This is a genomic window from Planktothrix tepida PCC 9214 (genome assembly GCF_900009145.1).
In the GTDB taxonomy this organism is placed as follows: Bacteria; Cyanobacteriota; Cyanobacteriia; order Cyanobacteriales; family Microcoleaceae; genus Planktothrix; species Planktothrix tepida.
The window spans coordinates 128,967-152,917 of the sequence record NZ_LN889812.1; the positions used below are offsets into that span (position 1 = coordinate 128,967).

Below are 23,951 nucleotides of genomic sequence, written 5' to 3' on the forward strand. Positions count from 1 at the left end.
ATTAACATTGCCAGAAGCTAATATTCATGTCAACCCAGGATGAGGAGTTTCTATGTATGTTCTGATTGGTGGCGGTGGTTTAGTGGGGTTGAGTTTAGCTCAAAAATTGTTAGAATTGGGGCATACTGTAGCCGTTATTGATATTGATCCGAACGCCTGTCGTTATGCACGGGAAAAAATAGGAGCAATGGCTTTTGAAGGCAGTGCAGTTAGTACAGAGGTGTTATTAGAATCGGGTATTCGTAAAGCCAATTCCTTAGTGGCGGCACTTAGAAGTGATGCACTCAACTTAGCAATGGTGACTCTGGCTAAACATTATGGCGTTCCCCATATTATCAGTCGAATGCGACACCCGGATTTTACTCAACCTCTGCGTTTAGCCGGAGCAAATCATATTATCAGTACCGTTGAACTGGGGGTTTCTACGATGGTGAATGCGATTGAATATCCTCAAGTAGAATCAATGATGCACTTTGAGCAAGGACAAATTGAAGTTTTAAAATTAGCGGTTCCGAAAAATTGTTATGTTGCGGGTCGGAGTGTGGCGGAAATTGCTCAAGATTCTCGGTTTCCAACGGGTTCTTTAATTATTGGTTATCAACCCCATCCCCAAGATAATTTAATGATTCCGAATGGGAGTACGGTTTTAGAACCAGGTTCAACGATATTGATTGTAACAAAGCCTGGAACATTACATCAAGTGATTGATTTTATTGAAGGTTATCAATCTTGTGGATAACGGTTTATGGTTTTAACTTCCGAGTGGGTAAATGCACCCTAGGTGATGATGATCAATGGGTGAGTATGGAGTTGTTCTACTACTGATTTTACGAGATGACTAGAATTAGATTTCTAGTTATCGATTTTTTAAATAAAGTAGCGGTGTGATGAGAACCGCTACTCTTCTGAATTGGATGAGATAAAGGCTTAAGATATTAACCGTATCAGACAAGTNTCACTGGAGGTGTAACGGGTTCGGAAGGAGGAACTTCTGCTACTGGAGGTGTAACGGGTGCTGGTGGGGTCATGGGTGCTACATAGCTAACAAAACTATCACTTCCACCACCTGTAAGTTGAATTCCTTGAACGTGCATCCCGATTTTTAGCTGATTACCATTCAAACTGCTGATCACTTTGTCAAACTCAGCATCGAACAGTATGCTTAACTTTTCTTTTTGATCAATTCCTGTCTTATTTGCACCAGGACTGGTTGCTGCAAAACCAAAGCTATCGACCCAGCCTGCAATATTAGCAGATTGAGCTAAATTTTGGGTATTGGTTTCAAAACTCACCGTTCCTACATCAAAACCAGGTGCAAAAGCATTGAATTTCAGTAAATTATTGGAATCAGAGAACTTAATCTGGCTAATGAATGAATTAGATAATAAACCTGTATTTTCAAATTGGAACAGAACTTTATCATTGCTGGTTTTGCTGACATTAAAATTGAATTGGTTGACAATGCCATCTCCATTCGTATTGTCAGAAACCTGAGTGGTTGGGTTTAGGAAGATATTGGTAAATCCAAAGTTTTTTGTATCCAGTAACGTGAAACTGGGAGTTGGAGTTGTGGAAGTTGTAGAAGTTGGAGTTGTAGAAGTTGGAGTTGTGGAAGTTGTAGATGCGGGAGTTGTAGATGCGGGAGTTGTAGATGCGGGAGTTGTAGATGTGGAAGTTGTCGTAGTCTGTTGATTATTTCCATTTCCGTTCCCATTCCCGTTTCCTGTTGTGGAAGTTGTAGATGTAGATGTGGAAGTTGGAGTTGTGGAAGTTGTCGTAGTCTGTTGATTATTTCCATTTCCGTTCCCATTCCCGTTTCCTGTTGTGGAAGTTGGGGTTGTGGTAGTCGAAGTCGATTTATTGCTGCTGTTTGCTTGTGCAGGTGCTGCAACTAAAGAAACTGCAACTCCAGTAGCTAATAAAGCAGAACTGATAATGGTCGATAGTGTGGTTTTCATCGCAGTCTCATCCTTAGTTTTTTGGTGTCTGGTTACTTGGGGTAAAACCTGGAGCTTGAACTTAGCTGTTCTAAATGCCCTTGTTCTACGTTGTTACTAATATTACGCAAACCGTTTGGGTTGTCCATCAATTTTTTACCAAAATTCCCTATCTTTATTAAACTTTTATAGAGAGGGGGTAGAAATATAAAGATTTAAAAAAAAACATCGGGAAGCCTTATATATAAGATTTTTCTCATTTATAGACATTCTTTTATAGATAAAATTGCAATAAATTTATACTAATTAAAATTGTGATTCAAATCACAGGATACTATAGGAATGGATTATTTATTGGTAATAAAAAATACAATAGTATCCGTATTATCCGCAATATCCGCAAAATAACGCAAATTCGTTTAATATAGTGCTACGCACTTTAGAACAGGAAACAGTAAGTGGTCAAAGGGTTTCAGGATTTACAAATGTCCTAACTGTAATGCGTAGCACTATATTGACCATCTTCACTTTTTGACCTTTAGAATGATATTTTCCACAATCAAAAATGGGCTGCCAGCTACCTGACCACCCATTACTTTATTTGTTTAATATATTTGTGATTTAGACTGACTATAAATTAAAGCTTCTTGTTTTTGACTTGTTAATGGGTTAACTTACCCTTAAAGATAATAGTAATAGATGTTTGAACATAGAGTTCTACAACTGATTTCACTAGATAACTAGCATTGGATTTTCAGTTGTCGATTTTTTTAAATAAAGTAGCGGTGTGATGAGAACCGCTACTTTTCTAAATTGGATGAGTAAAGGCTGAGGATCTCAACGGTATGAGACAAGTCTTAACATAAGCGTTGAAATGTTTTCATGAACTAATTTCAGCATCGTTTCTTAGTGAGATTGACGACGACGAGAAGCCAGCATTCCACCGAAGGCTAAACCTAAACCAACTAATGTGGCGGGTTCGGGAACTTCAACAGGTGCGGGGGGTTTGATAATTTCTACAGAGCTAACAAAAACATCGCTTTTGCCATTTGCCACTGCAATCCCTTGAACGTGCATTCCGATTTTTAACTGATTAGATCTCAAACTACTGAGCACGTTGTCAAAATTACCATCAAACAGTAAGCCTAACTTTTCACCGCCATCAATTCCTTTCTTACCAGTACCTGAATCGGTTGTTGCAAAACCAAAGCTGTCTTTCCAACCTGTAATATTAGCAGATTGAGCTAAATTTTTATTCTCTTGTAGAAAACCAACGTTTCCAACGTTGAAATCCGGCGCAAACGCATTGAATTTTAGTAAGCTAGTCGGATCAGAGAATTTAATCTGACTAATAAACGCAGCCGATTTTTCACCTGTATTTTCAAACTGGAACAGAACTTGATTAGTGCTGGTTTTTCTGACATTAAAATTGAATTGGCTGAAAATTGTATCTCCGGCTGTGTCGCCACCCAAAACATTGCCAAATCCAAACGTGAAAATGTTAGAACCTGCACTAGAAGTTGTGGAACCTGTGCTTAAAGTGGTTGAACCTGTACTAGAAGTTGTTGTTGTTGGAGTTGTGGAAGTTGTTGTTGTCGGAGTTGTGGAAGTTGTCGTTGTCGGAGTTGTGGAAGTTGTTGTTGTTGGAGTTGTGGAAGTTGTCGTTGTCGGAGTTGTGGAAGTTGTTGTTGTTGGAGTTGTGGAAGTTGTCGTGGTCTGTTGATTATTTCCATTTCCGTTTCCATTCCCGTTTCCATTCCCGTTTCCTGTTGTGGAGGTTGTTGTTGTGGAAGTTGTGGAAGTTGTTGTTGTCGGAGTTGTGGAAGTTGTTGTTGTTGGAGTTGTGGAAGTTGTCTTTTGATTATTTCCATTTCCATTTCCTGCTTGTGCAGGTGCTGCAACCAAGGAAACTGCAACTCCAGTAGCTAATATTGTGGAACCAATAATTTTAGATAGTGTGGTTTTCATCTCAGCCTCATCCTTTGTAATTTAGTAGCCTCGGTAGAAGCAAGGGGTTTGAACCTGGGTGTTCTTAGTTTCCTTGTTCTACCTTGTTACCAATATGACAGAATTAGTTGAGGGTTGTCTATAGGTTTTTTGCCAATAGGGGTTATTTTTACAGAAGGTTTACAGTTTGTCAATGGAAATATAAAGCCACGATAAAATGCCTTGAGTAAACCTCCCTATAAGATGTGTAGGCTTAGTATCTATATAGAATTTCCCTGAATTTATTCCAACAAAAGTTGTGAGCTTGATCACAAGTTGGTATCAGTATTGATCACGATACTGGTAATAAATAATACTTTGTATTCAGTAATATCCGTAGAAAGGTGCAGATCAGCATGATCTTTTTTTGACCGTCGGAGCTTTTTGGGGTCATTCTATTCCTGAAAAATCCTGATTTAGAGGCTTAAAGGGGGATATTGAACCCTTTGAGGGGAATTTGTTGTTGAGAGAGACTTAAGCCTTTAGATTGTAGAAGAACCCCAAAGTTTCCCAACCCCATTGGATCGATGAGAGAATGTAAGCAGTCTCGCCGTTGTAATACTTCCGAAATAGAATATTCTGAAGGTTGGGATAATGCTGCGATGCGATCGCCTAAGCCTAACGCCATTAAAAATAAAGCTTGTTGGGTAAACCCCTGGGAATGAAGGTTGTAGTGTTCTCCGTAACGTTCTAAGGCGGTGAAGTTGATATGGGCGGTTAAATCCTGTCGGCCAATATTAATATAGGGATCATTATGATGACGATGTTGATAATAGCATTGTAGAGTTCCTTCACGACGACTGGGCAGGTAATATCGTTGGGCGGGATAACCATAATCAATCGTTAAAATAAAGCCTTGATTTAGTTTTGACGCAATGGTTTTGATCCAGTCTAACGCCATTAAATTAACTTCAGTTCGATAACCTTCAGGATAAGCGGGAGAACATAAATCAATCTCGATTAATTTAAAATAGTCGGTGAGGTTTTCCGTTGAAAGTTCACCAATAGTTTCTTGAAATTTAATATCTGTTGTAGTTTGGGGATCTATAGTAATATAAATTTCTTGAAGTTGACGATTTTGAACAATAACTTGATGGACGGGGAACGCATCAACTAATTCATTAGAGAAAAAGCAACCAATAATAGCTTCATTTTGAAGCGTCTCTAAATCACACCATTGAATTGATGAGTTAAGATTCAACTGATTTTTTAGTTGTTTTTGCTGTTGTTGTTTAAGAAAGGCAGATTTTTCACAAATAATATAGTTGATTTTGCTGTAAAATTCAGGATATTGTTTTTTTAAATATAATAAAATATCGCTGGCTAATAGTCCTTGACCTGCTCCCATTTCTACTAAGGTAAAAGGGGTAGGATAATCCAGAATTTCCCACATTTGTACAAACTGTTCTGCCAACATTTCCCCAAAGTCTGATCCGAAATAGGGAGAAGTAACAAAATCTCCTGCTGCACCAAATTGAGGTTCATTAACGGTATAATAGCCATATTCTGGGTGATATAAAACCCAGTTCATATAATCAGCAAAGGTAATTCTATGATCAGGATTTTCTATAATTTTTTCGGAAATAAAGTTACATAAATTCTGATTATTTTCATAATCCATAATTAATTTTTCATAATATTAGATGAATGATTTTCCATTGTTGGGCTTCAGCCTTAATTCAATTGATCCTAAAACCCAACAATGGAAAATTAAACAGAAACGGGTTGGGGTTGATACCGAATATTGGCATCTTTTAAGCGTTTTAAGGCTTCTCCTAAGCGATCGCAATCTGCAATTAAACTAATTCTGACATACCCTTCTCCCCCAATACCAAAGGCATTACCCGGAGTTAAAACAACACCCGTTTGTTGTAAAACCGTTAGAGCAAAATCCGTTGAATTCATCCCTGGTGGACAGGGAACCCATAAATACATGGTAGCTAAGGTTTTAGGAACAGTCCAACCTAATTCTGCTAATCCTTTAATCAGAAAATCTCGGCGGGTGCGATAGCGTTCTTGAACTTCTTGCAAATAAGAATCCGGTAAACTTAAAGCCGTTTCTGCCGCCGCTTGTAACGCTGAAAACACCCCATAATCTAAATTGGTTTTTAAGGTTCTTAACCCTTGTAAAACCTTAGAATTTCCCACCGCAAATCCCACACGCCAGCCCGCCATATTATAGGTTTTAGACATGGTATGGAATTCTACCCCAATTTCTTTGCCCCCCGAAATTTCTAATAAACTGGTGGGTTTATAGCCATCAAAGGCTAATTCAGCATAACATAAATCATGAACCAGCAGAATTTGATATTTATGGGCAAAGGCAACAATTTCTTCAAAAAATTCACGGGGGGCTGTTGCACCAGTGGGATTACTAGGATAATTAAAATAGAGAATTTTAGCTTGTTCTGCAATAGAATCAGGAATTGAACCTAAATCAATCACCCAATCATTTTCCGGTTTCAAAATAATCGAATGAACCTTTCCTCCGGCGATGACTGGCCCGCGAAAATGAACCGGATAGGAAGGGCTAGGAACTAATACTAAATCCCCCGGATTAATATAAGCTAAAGCTAAATGACCTAATCCTTCTTTTGACCCTAATAAAGGTAAAGCTTCGCCATTAGGGTCGAGGGAAACACCATAACGACGGTGATACCAATTGGTAATTGCTCGTCTAAAATTAGCCGTTCCTTCAAAGGGTGGATAGCCATGATTCGCCGGATTTCTTAACGCCTGAACAGCAGCTTCAACCACAGGTTCAGGGGTTGCCCCATCGGGGTTTCCCATACCTAAATCAATTAAATCTAAGCCTTGCTGACGGGCGTTGGCTTTCAATTCATCTAAACGGGCAAAAACATAAGGCGGTAGGGCTTGTATCCGGTCAGCAGGGCTAATCCAATCTAATGTCATTGGTCAATAATGTTGTATGAAAACGAATAGGTTCAGGAGCAAGGAAAACAAAGAATTCAGGATTTAGGGTTCTGAATAATTGCATCTCTCACCCTGATCGGTGATTCTTTATTTTCCCCTGATACGGTCTTCTTTTTTATTTCCCTTCTTAATTCTTAATTCTGACACTCTTTAATTCTTCAGTTTGGTTTCAACAATAGGGGCCGTTGTTGATACCATTGCCGCCATTAACTGTTCGGGAACCACTTTAAACGGTAAACGATGAATGTCAGAACGCTCATTACAGGCAACTTCGGCGGCGTGTCGCAGTTCGGCTAAGGTGATTTCTCCCATTCCCAAATCATTTAAAGTTTGGGGTAAACCTAAATCGGGGTAAAACTTTAAGAGTTGTTGTCTGGCGCTGGCGGCGAGTTGGTTGCCTTGTACCATCTCCTCTAAACGCAATTGTACTAAAATCCCATAGGCCACTTTTTCCCCGTGTAACGTTCCATGACTAGCTCCAACATGGGTTAAACCATTATGAACTGCATGGGCAGCAACGGTGCGACATTGGGCGCCGCCAATACCCCCAATAACACCCGCCAGTAAGACCGTTGCATCCACAACTTCCCGCCACGTTTCGCCCCCGTTGTCTTGTAAGGCAATTAAGGATTTTTGTAATAAAATATCTCGCAGCACTCTGGCTTGTTGTACCGCAGCAATCATGAAGGTTTGATCGGAATGTCCACTGCTAACGGAAGCTTCATACCATTTAGCGATCGCATCTCCAATACCTGCAATTAACGTTCGTTGGGGAGCAGTTTGAATTAAGTTATAGTCCAAAATCAATAAATCGGGACAGCGATCTAAACTGACGTCATATAAAAATGCCCCCTCCTCAGAATAAACGTTAGAAAGCGCTGTCCAAGCGGCGCAGGTCGCCCCAGAGGTGGGGATAGTGACGATGGGGAGATGGGTTTGATGGGCGATGAGTTTGGCTGCATCTAGGGCTTTTCCGCCACCCGTCCCGATAATAAAATCGGCTTTATGGCTGCTGACGGCTTGATGTAGGGCGGTTAAGCTGGTTTCACTACAGTCTGTACCGTAGGATGCTTGGGCGCATTGGAGTTGATAACGTTCTAAAATAGGTTGTAGACTTTGAACCGTAAGACCAAGAGAGCGATCGCCCCCAATGATTAAGGGACGTTGACCAAAGCGTGCGATCGCTTCTCCTGACGCGACTAAGGCGTTATTACTGCGTAAAACTTGGGCTGGGGCAATCTTTAAACTCACAACTGAAGTGGGCGTTAGATTGGTAGTTGAAGAGGTTTGAGCCATAACAGGTTAAGTCAATGGTGCTAAATTCTTTACTTTACAGCATTGATCTCTAATTTGGGTAAAGGTTCCCCATCATTTTTGACTCCGCAGAAACGGTTTTACCGAAGCCAGAAATGAATAGAAGCCTGGAAATTGGGAAAGAGGGCTGTGTTTATGCGTTTTAAACCGAAAAAATTATAGGATTTATGACTGGGATTTTATAAGTTGATTAATCAATTTTATCCTTAATTCCATCTCTCCATCAAACTCAAATTAGGCTATCATCAGAGTAGTGATGTGATCGAATTAACCTGTATGTATTTCACTTGGCTGGATAGTAATTCTTGGTTACTGGAAATAAGCGGAAAAAATGTTCTGATAGATCCTTGGTTAGTGGGTGCATTAACCTTTGGGAATATGAATTGGTTATTTAAGGGGGAAAGACGGAACCCGCGACCTATTCCTCAAAAGATTGACTTAATTTTATTATCTCAGGGATTAGAAGATCATGCCCATCCTGAAACGTTAAAACAACTCAATAAAAATATCCCGGTTGTGGGTTCTCCGAATGCGGCAAAGGTAGTCCAAGAATTAGGATATACTCAAGTTCGAGCATTGGAACATGGAAGCACCTATTGTTTAGAAAATCAGATTGAAATTAAAGCACTTCCAGGTTCGCCTATTGGCCCAACAACTCTGGAAAATGCCTATCTTTTAAAAGACTTAACAACAGGAAATACGGTTTATTATGAACCTCATGGCTATCATGCTCCTGAATTAAAAGATATGGCAACTATTGATGTCGTCATTACCCCTTTAATTAATATTAGTTTACCTTTGGTCGGGCCAATTATTCGCGGACAACAAACAGCGTTAGATTTAGCAAAGTTAGTTCATCCTCAAGTGATGTTACCCACCGCCGAAGCAGGGGATGTTGTGTATGAAGGGTTGTTAGTTTCTTTATTAAAAGCAAGTGGTAATCTTGAAGATTTTCGCTCTATGTTGGCTAGGGAAAATCTATCTACACGGGTACTCAATCCCAAACCCGGAGAACGATTTGAAGTTTCCTTAGAACAGCGTTCTGTGAGTGTGGTTTAATTGATGAAGTCAGGCGATCGCTATTCCATGAATATCAAATTAAGCTTCAAACTCTTGTTTTAATTCCTCGATCAAATCCCCCTAAATTAGCTTTTTTTAGGGGGAGTTTGAGTAAGGCAGTAAGACGCTTAGGGAAAATGGATAAACTTCAGTTTTATAGCCTCTTTTTAGTTCCAAAAATCCCTTAAGGAGGATTAATTAAGGCTTAAAGAATTGCAGCACAAACCGCCGCCCCAATTAATCCAACCTGGGAATTTAATACGATATGAATGGGGATTTTTGATAAAATTGGTTTCATTCTCCCTTTATTAGAAAAAGCGTCTATAAAGTCGGGAGTTTCTAATAACGGTAAAATTTTAGGGGCAATTCCTCCGGCGATATATAACCCGTTATAAGGCAATAGTTTTAAAGCTAAATTTCCTACTTCTGCCCCATAGGCTTCAACAAACATTTGCATTGTTTTTTCAGACAGGGAATCCCGTTTTTCTAATGCAGCTTGAGAAATCGCAGCAGCCGGATCAACAGTAACATCTCCTAATCCTATTTGATGTTCCCACTCTTTAACAATTTCGGCAATTTCAGTAGAGACGCGCAATGGCGAGTCTTTAGCCAAATTGCGATCGCGTAAAAATTGATAAATTGCCACAATTCCAGGCCCAGAAACCACCCGTTCTACAGACACCCGATCAATATTATGTTTCGCTAATAAATATTTCATTAACTGAAATTCTAATTCAGAACGAGGAGCAAAATCTGTATGACCGCCTTCACAAGGATAGACTTTAATTCCATTAGTTAACGGAATAACAAAACATTGTCCTAAGCCTGTTCCTGCCCCAATTACCCCGATAGGAGAACCTGCTTGAGGCTGCCCTTTTTGTAAGGTTAAAACATCACTTTTGGGTAAACCTGTTACCCCATAACCAACCGCTTCAAAATCATTAATTAAAGTTACATGAGAAATGGTTAATTCTTTGCTTAAATGTTGAGCATCTAAGCCCCAAGGTAAATTGGTTAATTTTGCAGTTTGATTAACCACTGGCCCTGCAATGGCAAAACACGCCCTTTCCGGTTGAGGAATATAACCCAGTTGTTCACTTGCAGCTTGCAAAAATAATTTAACAATGGGGACTAAATCAGGATAATCTCCACTCAAATATCGAAATTCATAGAGAGTTTTTAATCGTTCTTGAATTGTAGTTGATTCGACTGTAGTGGTGGCATCTACTAAGCGTAAAATCGTTTTTGTTCCACCAATATCTCCGGCTAATAATAATGTCATATTTACATTGACTCATCCTTTACCTTTTTTATTGTGGCTCATCTGTATACTGAAGTCATCACTCTATCAGTAGAAACAGGGTTTATGGAACTCAACCTGAAACCATGTAACAATAGAGCTAGTCCAAATTCTAAGTACAATCACTCAATATCATGCTGGTGTCGTCGCATTTACAAACTCAATCTTCCTGCGTGGATTCCTCCAAACCAGAGATCGATTATGATGTCGTTATTGTCGGGGGTGGAATTGTGGGGGCTACTTTAGCCTGTGGGTTGAAAGATTCGGGGTTAAAGGTAACCATTATTGAATCTCAACCGCCAGAAGCCGCCATTGGAAGACGACAAGCTTATGCGTTAACGCTACAAACGGGACGCATTCTCAAACAAATCGGGGTTTGGGATGAGATTTTAGCTAAAATTACGACGTTTTATCAGATTAGTTTAAGTGATTCTGATTATCCGAATGTTGTTAAATTCCTACCTCAAGATTTAGGAACCAATGAGTTAGGATATGTGGGCGAACATGGGGTGCTGTTATCAGCAATGTATGATTTTTTAGAACAATGTCCAAATGTTGTTTGGCAATGTCCAGCTATTTTAAAAACGGTTAATTATTATTCTGATTTTGTCGAAATTGAAATTGAAAAAGAAGGGAATTCTCAACGATTTTGCAGTCGAATTGTAGTCGCTGCGGATGGGGCAAAATCTCGCTTACGGGAAGAGGCGGAAATTAAAACTCACGGTTGGAAATATTGGCAATCTTGTATAGCCATGACGATTAAAACTGAAAAATCCCATCAAAATGTAGCCTTTGAACGCTTCTGGCCTAGTGGCCCAATGGGGGTTTTACCGTTACCCGGAAATCGTTGTCAAGTGGTTTGGACAGCCCCCCATGCAGAAGCGCAGGCTTTAAAAGAATTAGATGAAACCGAATTTTTGCAATTATTAGAATATCGGACAGGAGGATTATTAGGAAAATTAGAATTATTAAGCGATCGCTATGTTTATCCGGTACAATTAATGCAAAGCGATCGCTATATTCAACATCGATTAGCATTAGTGGGAGATGCCGCCCATTGTTGTCATCCTGTGGGGGGACAAGGATTAAATATGGGAATTCGAGATGCAGGAGCTTTAGCAGAAGTCTTGAAAACTGCCCATCACAATCATCAAGATATCGGACAAGAAAAAATCTTAAAACGCTATGAAAACTGGAGACAAAAAGAGAATTTAATTGTTTTAGGATTAACGGATTTCTTAGACCGAAGTTTCTCAGGAAATTGGATACCCAAAGTTAAGATACGTCGTCTAGGATTAGGGTTCTTAAAAAAGGTGAAAGTTTTCCGTTATTTGGCATTACGATTAATGACAGGTTTAATTGGTCGTGCTCCCAAAATAGCCCTTTAAATTCACTTACGGCTTTTGGATATCTGCACTTTCGCTTGTAGAATCACCATGAGGTAACGGGTATTTATCTGCGTCTAACGTTCGCAGGGGTACATTCAAATATTGTCGTGCTTGTTCCTCTGCAATTTGTTGATCCTGAGTCGTTTCAAATTGACTTTCATCGAGGAGATGAGCTTTATGTGCAGCTTCATCCGGGGTCGGAGTTGCACCATTTTTCCATTTATATTTAAAATCCATCGGAAACCTTAATGATTATCAATTTTTAGGATAAAATTGTTTAAGGTTTCCTGCCTTCTATCCGAGGTGATAAATCTTCGGAGTCATTAAATTATATGAACCCTAAACCCCAAGTAGAGAGGTTGCATACACCGCCTCTACTATTGTTAAACTAATACCTCAAACGCATTGCTAGAAATCAACTCTGCTTGGATGTTATTAAGCTTGACTAACGGTTGATTATTAAAACTAATTAAAGCCGATGTTCCATCTTGAGTTAGAGTGAGTTGAGAGAACGTTAAACCCTGATTTAATACAATCAAATCTTGTCCGAGTTGAAAATCGGTAATTTGATCTAATCCTGTATCCGCAGCAATTACAAAGCGATCACTTCCACTTCCTCCAGTTAAACTATCATTTCCCAAATCACTAAACAACCAGTCATCATTTGCACCTCCTTTGAGGGTATCCGCTTCTTTACCGCCATAGAGGGTATCATTACCTTCATCTCCGCACAGTTCACCCATACCTTCATTGGCTGAAAGAATATCATTTCCTGCACCTCCCTCTAATTGTTCTAATTGCGAGATATCTTTGATGTTTCCAGTTTCACCTGTACCGCCATAGAGGGTATCATCCCCGTCGCCACCGCAGACAATATCACTCCCTTGATCTCCATACATCAAATCATCGCCATTCTCGCCATAGAGAATATCGTCATCTTCCCCTCCATAGAGGGTATCATTTCCTTCACCACCGATTAAGGTATCGTTAAACAAGTTACCATAGAGAACATCATCCCCTGTTCCCCCCCATAACAAATCCTCTGAAGGGTCACTCATCATATCTTGGGGGAAGTAACCACCAAATAAGGTATCATTACCTTCATCACCATAAACAGTATCTCGGCCTAATTCACCCCGCAACAAATCATCTTGTTGACCGCCAAAAACGAAATCATCTCCTTCCCCGGCATAAATGGTATCCTTACCGATACCGCCTTGAATTAAATCATTGTTCTCATAACCATAGAGAACGTCTTCTTCCTCCCCTTCTGGTGGAACAGTACCATCAGTTACACTGCCAATGAGGGTGTCATTATTCTCATCTCCATAGAGGCTATCATTGCCTTTATCCCCAAAGATCAGGTCATTATTCTTCCCACCATATCCAATATCGTTACCATCATCCCCGGTTAGAGTATCGTTATTTTCATTAGCCGAGAGGAAATCATCTCCCGTCCCCCCACTCAACCAATCTTGTCCAGTAATATCACGACCCGATATGGGGGGAATATCATCAATGCCTCCAAATAAACTATCATTTCCTTCTTGACCTTGAAGGGTATCATTATCAAAACTACCCCGAAGTTGATCATTTCCTTTTCCGCCTTCTATCCAAGCAGTTCCTTCTCCCCCATCAACGCTATCATCGCCGTCACCACTATAGATATTGTCATTTCCAGGTAACGCATCAATGACAACATCTCCTCCAAATGAGAAGATGTTGTCATTTCCAGGTGTTCCCAGCAGACTATCATTCTCATTAGTACCGTTAATCGTAGTTGTGGCAATATTGGGAGAACTCAACCCTAAAACTGGACGTTCTGGAAAGACAACACTGGGTAATTCAGGAAGGGGAGGACAAAGATCACACTCATCATCAGGTACAAAAACCGGAGGGGATAAAGGTGCTATTGTCGGAAGTTCATCAACAGTAATATTAGCAGTTGCGGTACTAATTCCCCCATTACCATCATTGACAGTATATTCAAAACTTGCAGGCCCAATATAACTGGGTGTAGGCGTAAAGACAACTTCTCCAGTATCAGGATTTNCTATTAGGGACAGCAGAAACAGTTAATAGTTCACCTACAACTACCGTTACTAATGTTAACGACTTACCCACAGGTAATGTTAGTATTACAGGAACAGCGACACAGAACCAAATTTTAACCGCCACAAATACCTTAGCAGATGCAGATGGTTTAGGAACATTAAATTATCAATGGCAAGAGTCNTAACGACTTACCTACAGGTAATGTTAGTATTACAGGAACAGCAACACAAAATCAAACCTTAACAGCAACTAATACCTTAGCAGATGCAGATGGTTTAGGAACGTTTAATTATCAATGGCAAGAGTCAACCGATAATGGAGTCACCTGGAGTGATATTAGTGGAGCGACTAATGATACGTTCACCTTATCTCAAACACAAGTTGGGAAAACGGTACAAGTAAAAGTTAGTTATACTGACCTATTAGGAACAGCAGAAACGGTTAATAGTAGTCCAACTTCTGTGGTTTCTGGACTTTTGAATAATGCTCCTACAGGTAATGTTAGTATTACAGGAACAGCGACACAGAACNAACAGGAGTATCTTGTTGAGTTGTAGCAGTATCATCAACAAGAATAGGGGGTTGGTTGGGTAGTGCTTCAACCGTAATATTAGCCGTTGCGGTGCTAATTCCCCCATTACCATCATTGACAGTATATTCAAAACTTGCAGGGCCAATATAACCGGGTGTAGGAGTAAATACAACTTCTCCAGTATCAGGATTTAAGTTAACTGTACCGTTATTAGGATTATTAACAGATGCAATAGTTAAATTATCTCCATTGGGGTCGGTATCATTATTTAAAGGGGTTAAGGTAACAGGAATATCTTGTTGAGTGGTAGCCGTATCATCAACAAGAATAGGAGGTTGGTTGGGTAGTGCTTCAACCGTAATATTAGCCGTTGCGGTACTTGTTCCTCCATTACCATCATTGACAGTATATTCAAAACTTGCAGGGCCAATATAACCGGGTGTAGGCGTAAAGACAACTTCTCCAGTATCAGGATTTAAGTTAACTGTACCGTTATTAGGATTATTAACAGATGCAATAGTTAAATTATCTCCATTGGGGTCGGTATCATTATTTAAAGGATTTAGGGTAACAGGAGTATCTTGTTGAGTTGTAGCAGTATCATCAACAAGAATAGGCGGTTGGTTAGGAAGTTCATCAACAGTAATATTAACAGTTGCGGTGCTAATTCCCCCATTACCATCATTGACAGTATATTCAAAACTTGCAGGGCCAATATAACCGGGTGTAGGAGTAAATNAGGTTCGGAAGGAGGAACTTCTGTCACTGGAGGTGTAACAGGTTCGGAAGGAGGAACTTCTGTCACTGGAGGTGTAACGGGTTCGGAAGGAGGAACTTCTGCTACTGGAGGTGTAACGGGTGCTNTCACTTAAGCCTTGAGATGTTTTGACACTAATTTCAGTATCATTTCTTAGTGAGATTTGCGACGACGAGAAGCCAGCATTCCACCGAAGGCTAAACCTAAACCAGCTAATGTGGCGGGTTCGGGAACTTTAACATTATCAGGACTTCCACTGATAAATGTATCACTTGCGCCATTGGCAATACCAATTCCTTGAACGTGCATTCCCACTGTTAATTGATTAGAGGTCAAAGCACTGATGACTGACTGAAAATTGCCATCGAAGAGTAAGCCTAACTTTTCACCCGCATCAATTCCACCATTTCCTGAACCTTGACTGGTTGTTGCAAAACCAAAGCTGTTTTCCCAATTTGCAATCTTCTTAGATTGAGCTAAATTTTTACTATCTGCTTCAAAACTCACGTTTCCTTGATTGTAGGCTGGTGCAAAACTATTGAAGTTTAACAAGTTATTTGCATCAGAGAATTGAATTTGGCTAATAAACGCACTGGATACTGAACCTGTATTGACAAACTGTAACAGAACTTGATTGGTATCGGTTTCGCTAACATTAAGATTGAATTGGCTGACAATGCTATCCCCAACTGTATCGCCACCTAAGATATTAGCGAAGTTAAAGGTTTGTGTAAGGCCTGATAATGTGAAACTAGAAGTTGGAGCAGCAGGCGCGGGAGCAGCAACAACGGGGTCAGCCGGTTTTCCTGCATCAGCCGGTTTTCCTGCATCAGCCGGTTTTCCTGTATCAGTAGGTTTGGCTTGTGCAGGTGCAGCAACGAAGGAAACTGCCATTCCAGTAGCTAATAAAGCAGAACCGATAATTGTCGATAATGTGGTTTTCATCTCAGTCTCATCCTTTATATTGAGTGGTTTAGTAGTCTGCGTAGAAACCAAAGTCTTCAATCTGGGTGTTTTTGATTTCTTTTTTCTACCTTGTTATCAATATGACAGAATCAGTTTGGGGTTGTCTATAGGTTTTTTGCTAATAGAGGTTATTTTTACAGAAGGTTTACAGTTTATCCGTAGAACTATAAAGATATGGTGAAATGCCCTTTACAAAACCGGTTAAAAGATGTGTCTGCTTTGTATCTAAATAGCATTTTCCTGAAAGCATAGAGACAAAAGTTGTGAGTTTGATCACAAGATAATCCATTAATTTCTAAGTATACGGGTAACGAAAAATACTTTTACATCCGTAATATCCACAAAAAAACGCAGATTTTCATGATTTTTTTTAACCATCTGAGCTTTTTGGGCGATTCATTCCTGAACAGTAGGTAAATGCACCCCAAGTGATGATAATAGATGGGTGAGTATGGAGTTCTACTACTGATTTTGCAAGATGACTAGAACTAGACTTGTAGTTGCCCTTTTTTCTAATAAAGTAGCGGTGTGATGAGAACCGCTACTCTTCTGAATTGGATGAGATAAAGGCTTAAGATATTAACCGTATCAGACAAGTATCCACTTAAGCCTTGAGATGTTGTGACACTAATTTCAGTATCGTTTCTTAGTGAGATTTGCGACGACGAGAAGCCAGCATTCCACCGAAGGCTAAACCTAAACCAACTAATGTGGTAGGTTCAGGAACTGAAACAGCTTTAGGTTGGGGAGTTTCCACGACTGGAGGTGTAACGGGTTCGGAAGGAGGAACTTCGGCTACTGGAGGTGTAACAGGTTCGGAAGGAGGAACTTCTGCTACTGGANGGTATCATTATTTAAAGGGGTTAAGGTGACAGGAATATCTTGTTGAGTGGTAGCCGTATCATCAACAAGAATAGGAGGTTGGTTGGGTAGTGCTTCAACCGTAATATTAGCCGTTGCGGTGCTAATTCCCCCGTTTCCATCATTGACAGTATATTCAAAACTTGCAGGCCCAATATAACTGGGTGTGGGAGTAAATNTGGTTCCGTCACCACAGCCGACTTTGACTCTGATGGGGACACCGACATCCTGCTCACGGGCAAGGATAGTCCATGGAACCCTATCAGCAAAATCTATAGCAATCTTTTCCCCATATTCGATGTAGACACCACCACCATCACCGAAGCCATTGCTATTACAGCCGCCGACAAGAACGGCACCTGGCAATATTCCACCGACAACGGCACAACCTGGACAAACTTCCCTGCCGTCAGCAACAGTAACGCCCTATTATTAGATCCGAGTAACAAAGTCCGCTTCCAACCCAACGCTGACTACAACGGGACTATTACCACTGCCCTCACCTTCCGCGCCTGGGATCAGTCCACAGGTACAGCCGGAACTACAGCCGACACTCGCATTAACGGCGGTACAACAGCCTTTAGCACCAACACCGCCACCGCCTCCATTGTGGTAACGGCCTTTAACAATACTCCCACTGCCACGGACAAAACCCTAACCGTTAACGAAGACAACCCCTACACCTTTGCTGCCACCGACTTCGGTTTCAGTGATGTAGACACCACAGATACCCTAGCATCAATAAAAATCACCCAACTGCCCACAGTGGGGACATTACAACTGAATGGCACTGCTGTCACAGCTAACCAGGTGATCTCTGCTGTTGATATTCCCAGCTTAGTCTTCACCCCAGTTGCCAATGCTAACGGTAGCAGTTATGCCAACTTCAAGTTCACCGTTAATGACGGCATTATTGATAGTGTGGCAGCTAATACGATTACTATTGATGTTATTGCCGTTAATGACTTACCCACAGGGAATATTAGTATTACAGGAACACCCGAACACAACCAAATTTTAACGGCAACAAATACCTTAGCAGATGCAGATGGTTTAGGAACGTTTAATTATCAATGGCAAGAGTCAGCCGATAATGGAGTGACCTGGACTAATATTAGTGGAGCGACTAATAATACGTTCACCTTATCTCAAACCCAAGTGGGGAAAAAGGTACAAGCAAAAGTTAGTTATACCGATGGACAAGGAACCACAGAAACCGTTAATAGTAACCCAACCAATGCAGTCCTTTGGGATAAGATCATCGTCACCACAGACACAGATAACGGCAAGGGAGACACCGAAGGAACTCTGAGTTGGGCAATTAAAACGGCTAACGAGAAAGCTGGAGCCGATACCATAAAATTGAATACCGATGTGCGTCTGAATTTTGGTAGCAATGTGATTCGGATGTGGAGTTTGATTGATAGCGATATGACTGTTGATGGGCAAGGACATACTATCAATGGGGATAACAATAGTAATGGTAAAGCAGATCAAGATGATCGTCCCATCTTCTTTATCTATGGGGGGGAACCGGAACACACCGACAAGGGGAGCAATGGTATTCTTGATGTCACGTTTAAGAATTTAACCCTGAAAAACGCAGTTGCTAAGGGAGGCGATGGCTCTTACAATGGCGGCGCTGGCGCGGGGATGGGGGGTGCCCTGTTTATTTATCAAGGGAATGTCACGGTTGATAACGTGACGTTTGACGGGAATCAGGCCATTGGCGGTAATTTCTCAACAGGCTACGGGCAGTTTAACGGTGGTGGAATTGGGTTGCGGAATATAGTAGCTAACAATGGCAGTAACGGCAGCAACAGCAGCTACGGTGGCAATGGCGGCTACGGGGGTAATGGCGGCGACAACGGCAGTAATCACAACGACAATGGCTTCGGCGGATACAGCTACAGCGGCAACGGTGGCTTCGGCGGCAACGGCGGCAACGGTGGCCAAGGCGGCGCGGGCGGCTTCGGCGGCAAGGGTGGCAACGGCGGCGGTCAAGGCTTCGTCGGCCAAGGTGCCGGGCGAGGAGGCTTCGGTGGCGGCGGCGGCANGCCACCACCACTGATGGCATCTTCCAAGCCCAAAAAGTCGCCCAAACCAGCGTCACCCAGGATTTAAGTGCCGCCTTCAGTGGTACAAAATCCTTTGACGAAGTAGTAGCTGAGAATACTGGAGAAGCCCTAACCACTCAAATTGCTACCACCACCATCGATACTTCTGTTATTGACCAACCCCCAACAGATCCCAACAACCCAGACACAGGAGGAACCATCATTGATAACGGTAACATTGACCCGAATCAAGAGGTTATTAATAGTAGCACCGTTGGGTTAATAAATTCCGTTAATCCCACAACTCCAACTCCCTCAACTCCCACCCCAAAAACAACAAATCCCTCATCCCTGAGCGACCCCATCGAACAATTTATCGCTCGGAAAAATCTAACCTCCATTCCCACCAGTAACCCCCCCGATGACCTGCTCTTAGGAGATGAGCGTCCCAACTCCCTCAGTGGCGGTGTCGGTCAAGATACCCTACTCGGTTATGGTGAAGTTGATTTCCTCTCAGGAAACCTAGGTCAAGATGTGATTTATGGTTTCCTTGGAAACGACCTAATTTATGGTGGAGCCGATGAAGACTGGGTGGGAGGCGGTAAAGACAATGACCTGATTTTCGGAGGTTTAGGAAACGATACCCTCAGTGGCGATTTAGGCAATGATACGGTATTAGGAGAAGTTGGAAACGACCTGTTAGTTGGTCATACTGGAGAAGATCTGTTGTCAGGAGGTACAGGGAACGATAACCTTTACGGTGGCGACGATAACGATCTGATTCATGGCGGTCAAGGCGACGATTTTGTAGATGGAAGTAACGGCGATGATTTAGTCACAGGAGATTTAGGCAATGATACCCTTAATGGTGGAGTCGGAACAGATTCCCTCATCGGGGGTCAAGGAGCCGATATCTTTATGTTAAATCCGGGTGAAAATGGCGATATCATCCTAGATTTTCTCGGAGGTGAAGATCTGTTAAAATTGACCCAAAATTATAATTTTAATCAGCTTACCATCCTGCAAGGCAGTGGAACTCAAGCCGGAAATACCTTGATTCAAGTCGCAGCCAATAATGAACTTTTAGCCACTTTAATCGGTGTTCCTGCTAACTCAATTACCGCTAATTCTTTTACCCTTAATTAACGAATACATCCCGAAACCCGGTTTCTTCAAGAAATCGGGTTTCTTTAACAATTCCTAACAACTTCAACATTTTTTTATGCTCCATCATCGTTACCTTTATTTAACCGGACTTCCTTGCTCTGGGATGTTTTTTGTTAGTCAACTGTTAGCCCAACATCCTGAAATTAATAGTAATTATTTGCGATCGCCTCTTTGTGACTTACTGCTGAACTTTCGCAACTTTTTGACCACTAACCCCGAATTAATTAACCAATTAAATCAGGATTTTAAGGGGACAATGGAGCGATCACTCTTAGGAATGAGAGGGTTTATCAACGGATGGTCTGAACCGATCTCTCAACCTTGGATTGTTGATTTTCATCCCCAATGGTTGGAGCATTTAGAGTTAGTTAATTTAATTGATCCTGATTTTAAAATGGTTATTTTTGTCAGAGAATTAGGTCAAATCTATGGTGCGATAGAAACACAACATCAAAAAACATTACTATTAGATTTTCCTGATAAATTAGCTTCTATTTCACGAGTAGAACGCGCTCAAAAATTATTTATTCCTCCAGGGATTATCGGTTCAAGTCTCAAGGCTTTAGAACAAATTCAAGACTTAGAAATTAGTTTACAGGAACGATTATTTTATGTCGTTTACGAGCATTTAATGACGAATCCTCAAGAAGTCTTAACAGAATTATTCAGTTGGTTAAACCTCCAACCCATTACACCGAATTTAACCTTAATTAATTTTGAATTATCTAATTATTCCCAGTCTTTTGGTAAATATGTCGAAGAACCCTATAATCCCCATCAGCCATTAGTGAATTATCTGCTACCCAAACGTTTTGAAACCACAATTCAACAGAATTTTACTTGGTTTTATCAAACGTTTTACCCCGGTTTATTGTAATTCTCTATGTTTTGTTAACTATTCCCTGCTATAACCCTATGACTTTAAATCCTCTCATTCTGCATCAAGGATGTTCTCTAACCCTCAAACGCACAACTCCCGATGATGCTATTTTTCTATTTGAAAAAATGTATTCTTGTTATGAATTTATGCGTTTATTTCGTTTGAATGATACAGCAGAAACCGTAGAAGAAGTTAGAGAAAAATTAATCAGAAGATCCCGTTTAACACCTGCTGAAAGTGGTTATTTAGAATGTTTAATGATTCATAAACATCATGGCATCATTGGAATTATTGCCGCCGCCGACTATAGTGCTCTCCATAAAAGGGCTGAACTGTTAATTGGAATTTTTGAAGAAAAATATCGTTCTATTTCCTATGGGATTGAAGCGGGTTTATTAATGACAGATTTAATTTTTAATGCCTATCATTTACATCGCTATTATGCCTATTGTTATGGTTATAACCATCCTGTCCATGCAGCTTTAATTACCGCAGGATTTCAATTAGAAGGAATCATGAAAGAACATTTATATGATCCGATCGCTCAACAATATATTGATCTGCACATTTATGCTATGAATGAAACTCAGATGCGACAAAATCCTCGGATTTCTCGTTTATCTAAACGATTAGTTGGGCGTGATATTACCCAACCTTTAACAGCACCCCTTCCTCCTCCTGATGAATCAAAAATTCCGGGTCTGGGTCGTATTTCCCCATCAGAAAATCAACCTTATTTTGCTAAATCAGGAATACTTAAACGAATAAGTTCTTAATTATTTTAGAGTGTTGTCGCAATTACCAACCTTAGATAGATTTTAATTCCACTCAATTTGACTAACATCAGTAACGACGCATGAGTTCAAAAGTCTGACGATTAGCCCAAGGCACAACAATCCTGGTCGGTTTGTTTATCGCATTATCGATTATTATTCCTTCTTTGAAAGCGGGAGATTTAGTCCAATTATTGGGTATTAGTGGGGTAGCAATTGGGTTTGCCTTTCGAGATATTTTACAGAATTTCTTGGCAGGTATTTTAATTTTATTATTTGTAGCGGAGTTCTCAACCGTTTAGCCAGCACATCAATCGCTTCTGTTGTGATCAGATTTTCTAGTTGCCAAACTCGCCCGACTTTTATCCACTGACAAAGATTTGGAAACCAAAATCTTGCCACCTTTCCTCAAGGTCTCTTGTAGCCGTCGCAGCGTTAAAGTTTTGCCACAACCCACCACTCCAGACAGAGCAATCAGTTTTCCTGATAACGATAGCCCTGTCTTAATTCCGACCACAATTCACCCTCAACGCCATTCTTTTTATAAAGAAACCTTATCAACAACACCCTCTCATAGCAAACGAAAAATTAAACTTGCCTCTACGGGCTATTGGTATGCAAAAATTTCTAACAAAGGTCATGCACCCGTAGAAGTTCCTATCAATATTCCCGAAGCCGTTGCTAATCTTGATCTCTCGCGAAATGTAGCGTTTAATCACATTCGCCAACAAAACAATTTTGCTCAAACCATCACTAAAGAGGAGTTGCTCAGTTCAGCCAGGGAAATGGACGCTAAATTAGCTGAATGCGGATATGAACCAGAAAATTATGATAGCCGACTTAAAGAAATTAACTGGCGAATTTATAACGAATCAACTGATAATTTCTGTGATCAAAATCAAGAACTCAAACTAGACAAATTGCTCCATATCGTCGGTTTATTGAATGTGGGTAAATCGACCTTGCTTGAAATTCTGATTTACTCTCTCGCTAAACAAGGATATCGCTGTGCTTTAATTGTGAATGATGTGGTGGCACAGGTACGACTCGCTTCTTTATTTTCCCATGGTTTAGGCATTCCAGCAACTCCTATCCTAGGAAGCGATCGCTTTCAACAATTAGAAAAAGTTTATGAACCTATTCTATCCACAAAAGGAGAAGAAATTTATCAAGGAGCTACCCATCCGGCATGGCGTTGGTTTAATCCAATCTGCCCCTTATTAGCATTAGTTCAAGCGGAGGAAAAATGGGAATTTGGTTCCGAACCTTGCCATAATCTTTACCAAAAAGTGAACAGTATAAATCAGAATAGTCCTAGTGATGATGATGAAGGTGAGGAAGAAGAAACTGAAAATAATAAATATAGCACCTGCCCTTTTTATTACCAATGCCCTCATCATCAATTAGAACGAGACATTGGACAATCTTTAGTTTGGGTATTAACCCCAGCGAGTTTGATTCATACTCCCATTCCCCGCCAATTGTTAGAAGAAAAACTAACGTTTGCTGAAGCCGTTTACCGTGAATGCCACTTTCTTTTTATTGATGAAGCAGATCGAGTCCAAGTGCAGTTTGATGAAGCGTTTGCACCTGATGAAGTGTTAGTGGATGCTTCTGGAAATTCCTTATTAAATCAATTAGGAATTAAATTCGCCAATGCAATTTATAATTCTGATCGTCGCCCTCTGGCAGCTAAACTGATTGCAGATGCCAAGAAAGCGAATGATTTTGCTCAAATTGCCACTGATATTATTCTGCCTAAACTTCACAATCAACCGAAACTGGTGCAATGGTTAGGCTCAACTCCGTTTACAGGTCGTTCAGTCTTTGCCCATATTATTCGAGATATTCTAGAACCTCCCTTAGAAACAGATAATCAGCAAACCCAACCTAAACTGACTCGCAGTGAACGCAGTCAACAACGACAAAAACGCATTGAAGCGGGTTTACCTCCAGTTGAAGAACGTCAGCGTCGCAAACAACTG

20 protein-coding genes and 1 pseudogene are annotated in these 23,951 nt (G+C 40.7%); 9 read left to right on the top strand and 12 right to left on the bottom strand.

Annotated elements, in window-relative coordinates:
* Nucleotides 1-52: 52 nt before the first annotated feature.
* A complete protein-coding gene (locus PL9214_RS20475) occupies nucleotides 53-739 on the top strand; it encodes a potassium channel family protein (RefSeq protein ID WP_072720610.1) in 687 nt (228 codons plus the stop codon).
* A 2,104-nt stretch (nucleotides 740-2,843) separates the two neighbouring features.
* On the opposite strand, the gene PL9214_RS31480 is transcribed toward PL9214_RS20475, so the two are convergent.
* The 4 genes from PL9214_RS31480 to PL9214_RS20500 all read right to left on the bottom strand — a co-directional run bounded on the left by PL9214_RS31480 (nucleotide 2,844) and on the right by PL9214_RS20500 (nucleotide 8,153).
* Nucleotides 2,844-3,905 carry a PEP-CTERM sorting domain-containing protein gene (locus PL9214_RS31480; RefSeq protein ID WP_072720612.1) on the bottom strand — a complete coding sequence of 354 codons (1,062 nt, stop codon included), beginning with the start codon at nucleotides 3,903-3,905 and terminating at the stop codon, nucleotides 2,844-2,846.
* Nucleotides 3,906-4,347: 442 nt separating this feature from the next.
* Nucleotides 4,348-5,544, bottom strand: coding sequence for a class I SAM-dependent methyltransferase (locus PL9214_RS20490; protein ID WP_072720613.1), 1,197 nt, complete (start codon nucleotides 5,542-5,544; stop codon nucleotides 4,348-4,350).
* A gap of 89 nt (nucleotides 5,545-5,633) precedes the next feature.
* Complete coding sequence (locus tag PL9214_RS20495; RefSeq protein ID WP_072720614.1) at nucleotides 5,634-6,836, bottom strand: aspartate aminotransferase; 1,203 nt, start codon at nucleotides 6,834-6,836, stop codon at nucleotides 5,634-5,636.
* A 171-nt stretch (nucleotides 6,837-7,007) separates the two neighbouring features.
* Complete coding sequence (locus PL9214_RS20500) at nucleotides 7,008-8,153, bottom strand: iron-containing alcohol dehydrogenase family protein (RefSeq protein WP_072720615.1); 1,146 nt, start codon at nucleotides 8,151-8,153, stop codon at nucleotides 7,008-7,010.
* Nucleotides 8,154-8,447: 294 nt separating this feature from the next.
* Between PL9214_RS20500 and PL9214_RS20505 the strand changes: the two genes are divergently transcribed.
* Complete coding sequence (locus PL9214_RS20505) at nucleotides 8,448-9,230, top strand: MBL fold metallo-hydrolase (protein WP_072720616.1); 783 nt, start codon at nucleotides 8,448-8,450, stop codon at nucleotides 9,228-9,230.
* A 205-nt stretch (nucleotides 9,231-9,435) separates the two neighbouring features.
* Here PL9214_RS20505 and PL9214_RS20510 read toward each other — a convergent pair whose 3' ends face one another.
* On the bottom strand, nucleotides 9,436-10,512 hold the full coding sequence (locus PL9214_RS20510) for a glucokinase (protein WP_072720617.1): 1,077 nt from the start codon (nucleotides 10,510-10,512) through the stop codon (nucleotides 9,436-9,438).
* A 152-nt stretch (nucleotides 10,513-10,664) separates the two neighbouring features.
* Here PL9214_RS20510 and PL9214_RS20515 point away from each other — a divergent pair, with 152 nt between their 5' ends.
* Nucleotides 10,665-11,918, top strand: a complete 1,254-nt coding sequence (locus PL9214_RS20515; protein ID WP_072720618.1) for an FAD-dependent hydroxylase — start codon at nucleotides 10,665-10,667, stop codon at nucleotides 11,916-11,918.
* A 6-nt stretch (nucleotides 11,919-11,924) separates the two neighbouring features.
* On the opposite strand, the gene PL9214_RS20520 is transcribed toward PL9214_RS20515, so the two are convergent.
* The 3 genes and pseudogenes from PL9214_RS20520 to PL9214_RS33100 form a co-directional block, all read right to left on the bottom strand.
* Nucleotides 11,925-12,155 (bottom strand): bromodomain-containing protein, encoded by a 231-nt coding sequence (locus tag PL9214_RS20520; RefSeq protein WP_072720619.1) that lies wholly within the window; start codon nucleotides 12,153-12,155, stop codon nucleotides 11,925-11,927.
* Nucleotides 12,156-12,301: 146 nt separating this feature from the next.
* Nucleotides 12,302-13,723 (bottom strand): calcium-binding protein, encoded by a 1,422-nt coding sequence (locus tag PL9214_RS20525; RefSeq protein ID WP_083580108.1) that lies wholly within the window; start codon nucleotides 13,721-13,723, stop codon nucleotides 12,302-12,304.
* 135 nt (nucleotides 13,724-13,858) lie between these two features.
* Nucleotides 13,859-13,993, bottom strand: a pseudogene (locus PL9214_RS33100) (Ig-like domain-containing protein); the annotation flags it as partial.
* A 189-nt stretch (nucleotides 13,994-14,182) separates the two neighbouring features.
* Here PL9214_RS33100 and PL9214_RS33410 point away from each other — a divergent pair.
* Nucleotides 14,183-14,530: a DUF8696 domain-containing protein gene (locus PL9214_RS33410; RefSeq protein ID WP_500690252.1), complete on the top strand. Its 348-nt coding sequence runs from the start codon at nucleotides 14,183-14,185 to the stop codon at nucleotides 14,528-14,530.
* Here PL9214_RS33410 and PL9214_RS33105 read toward each other — a convergent pair.
* From PL9214_RS33105 to PL9214_RS20545, 4 genes are all read right to left on the bottom strand, one after another.
* Nucleotides 14,481-15,479: an Ig-like domain-containing protein gene (locus tag PL9214_RS33105; RefSeq protein WP_186440437.1), complete on the bottom strand. Its 999-nt coding sequence runs from the start codon at nucleotides 15,477-15,479 to the stop codon at nucleotides 14,481-14,483. The two genes, PL9214_RS33410 and PL9214_RS33105, sit on opposite strands and share 50 nt — an antisense overlap.
* Complete coding sequence (locus PL9214_RS20535) at nucleotides 15,416-16,207, bottom strand: PEP-CTERM sorting domain-containing protein (RefSeq protein WP_072720621.1); 792 nt, start codon at nucleotides 16,205-16,207, stop codon at nucleotides 15,416-15,418. The genes PL9214_RS33105 and PL9214_RS20535 overlap by 64 nt, the downstream gene beginning before the upstream one ends.
* Nucleotides 16,208-16,874: 667 nt before the next feature.
* Nucleotides 16,875-16,985 carry a PEP-CTERM sorting domain-containing protein gene (locus PL9214_RS20540; protein WP_072720622.1) on the bottom strand — a complete coding sequence of 37 codons (111 nt, stop codon included), beginning with the start codon at nucleotides 16,983-16,985 and terminating at the stop codon, nucleotides 16,875-16,877.
* A gap of 77 nt (nucleotides 16,986-17,062) precedes the next feature.
* Nucleotides 17,063-17,455, bottom strand: a complete 393-nt coding sequence (locus PL9214_RS20545; RefSeq protein WP_072720623.1) for an Ig-like domain-containing protein — start codon at nucleotides 17,453-17,455, stop codon at nucleotides 17,063-17,065.
* Between the two features lie 555 nt (nucleotides 17,456-18,010).
* Here PL9214_RS20545 and PL9214_RS30760 point away from each other — a divergent pair.
* From PL9214_RS30760 to PL9214_RS20570, 5 genes are all read left to right on the top strand, one after another.
* Nucleotides 18,011-19,213, top strand: coding sequence for a DUF8696 domain-containing protein (locus PL9214_RS30760; protein ID WP_500690253.1), 1,203 nt, complete (start codon nucleotides 18,011-18,013; stop codon nucleotides 19,211-19,213).
* A gap of 359 nt (nucleotides 19,214-19,572) precedes the next feature.
* The gene (locus PL9214_RS20555) at nucleotides 19,573-20,292 is read left to right on the top strand and encodes a calcium-binding protein (RefSeq protein ID WP_281250360.1); all 720 of its coding nucleotides are present in this window, start codon (nucleotides 19,573-19,575) and stop codon (nucleotides 20,290-20,292) included.
* A gap of 76 nt (nucleotides 20,293-20,368) precedes the next feature.
* A complete protein-coding gene (locus PL9214_RS20560; protein ID WP_072720626.1) occupies nucleotides 20,369-21,190 on the top strand; it encodes a sulfotransferase in 822 nt (273 codons plus the stop codon).
* Nucleotides 21,191-21,228: 38 nt separating this feature from the next.
* Nucleotides 21,229-21,969, top strand: coding sequence for a GNAT family N-acetyltransferase (locus PL9214_RS20565; protein ID WP_072721152.1), 741 nt, complete (start codon nucleotides 21,229-21,231; stop codon nucleotides 21,967-21,969).
* Nucleotides 21,970-22,100: 131 nt separating this feature from the next.
* The gene (locus PL9214_RS20570; protein ID WP_437126717.1) at nucleotides 22,101-22,268 is read left to right on the top strand and encodes a hypothetical protein; all 168 of its coding nucleotides are present in this window, start codon (nucleotides 22,101-22,103) and stop codon (nucleotides 22,266-22,268) included.
* Nucleotides 22,269-23,951: the final 1,683 nt, after the last annotated feature.

Coding starts and splice junctions, on each gene's coding strand:
- PL9214_RS20495 (WP_072720614.1), bottom strand. CDS start 6,836: ATGACATTAGATTGGATTAGCCCTGCTGACCGGATACAAGCCCTACCG.
- PL9214_RS20560 (WP_072720626.1), top strand. CDS start 20,369: ATGCTCCATCATCGTTACCTTTATTTAACCGGACTTCCTTGCTCTGGG.
- PL9214_RS20475 (WP_072720610.1), top strand. CDS start 53: ATGTATGTTCTGATTGGTGGCGGTGGTTTAGTGGGGTTGAGTTTAGCT.
- PL9214_RS20520 (WP_072720619.1), bottom strand. CDS start 12,155: ATGGATTTTAAATATAAATGGAAAAATGGTGCAACTCCGACCCCGGAT.
- PL9214_RS20515 (WP_072720618.1), top strand. CDS start 10,665: ATGCTGGTGTCGTCGCATTTACAAACTCAATCTTCCTGCGTGGATTCC.
- PL9214_RS20565 (WP_072721152.1), top strand. CDS start 21,229: ATGACTTTAAATCCTCTCATTCTGCATCAAGGATGTTCTCTAACCCTC.
- PL9214_RS20490 (WP_072720613.1), bottom strand. CDS start 5,544: ATGGATTATGAAAATAATCAGAATTTATGTAACTTTATTTCCGAAAAA.
- PL9214_RS20500 (WP_072720615.1), bottom strand. CDS start 8,153: ATGGCTCAAACCTCTTCAACTACCAATCTAACGCCCACTTCAGTTGTG.
- PL9214_RS31480 (WP_072720612.1), bottom strand. CDS start 3,905: ATGAAAACCACACTATCTAAAATTATTGGTTCCACAATATTAGCTACT.
- PL9214_RS20510 (WP_072720617.1), bottom strand. CDS start 10,512: ATGACATTATTATTAGCCGGAGATATTGGTGGAACAAAAACGATTTTA.
- PL9214_RS20535 (WP_072720621.1), bottom strand. CDS start 16,207: ATGAAAACCACATTATCGACAATTATCGGTTCTGCTTTATTAGCTACT.
- PL9214_RS20505 (WP_072720616.1), top strand. CDS start 8,448: ATGTATTTCACTTGGCTGGATAGTAATTCTTGGTTACTGGAAATAAGC.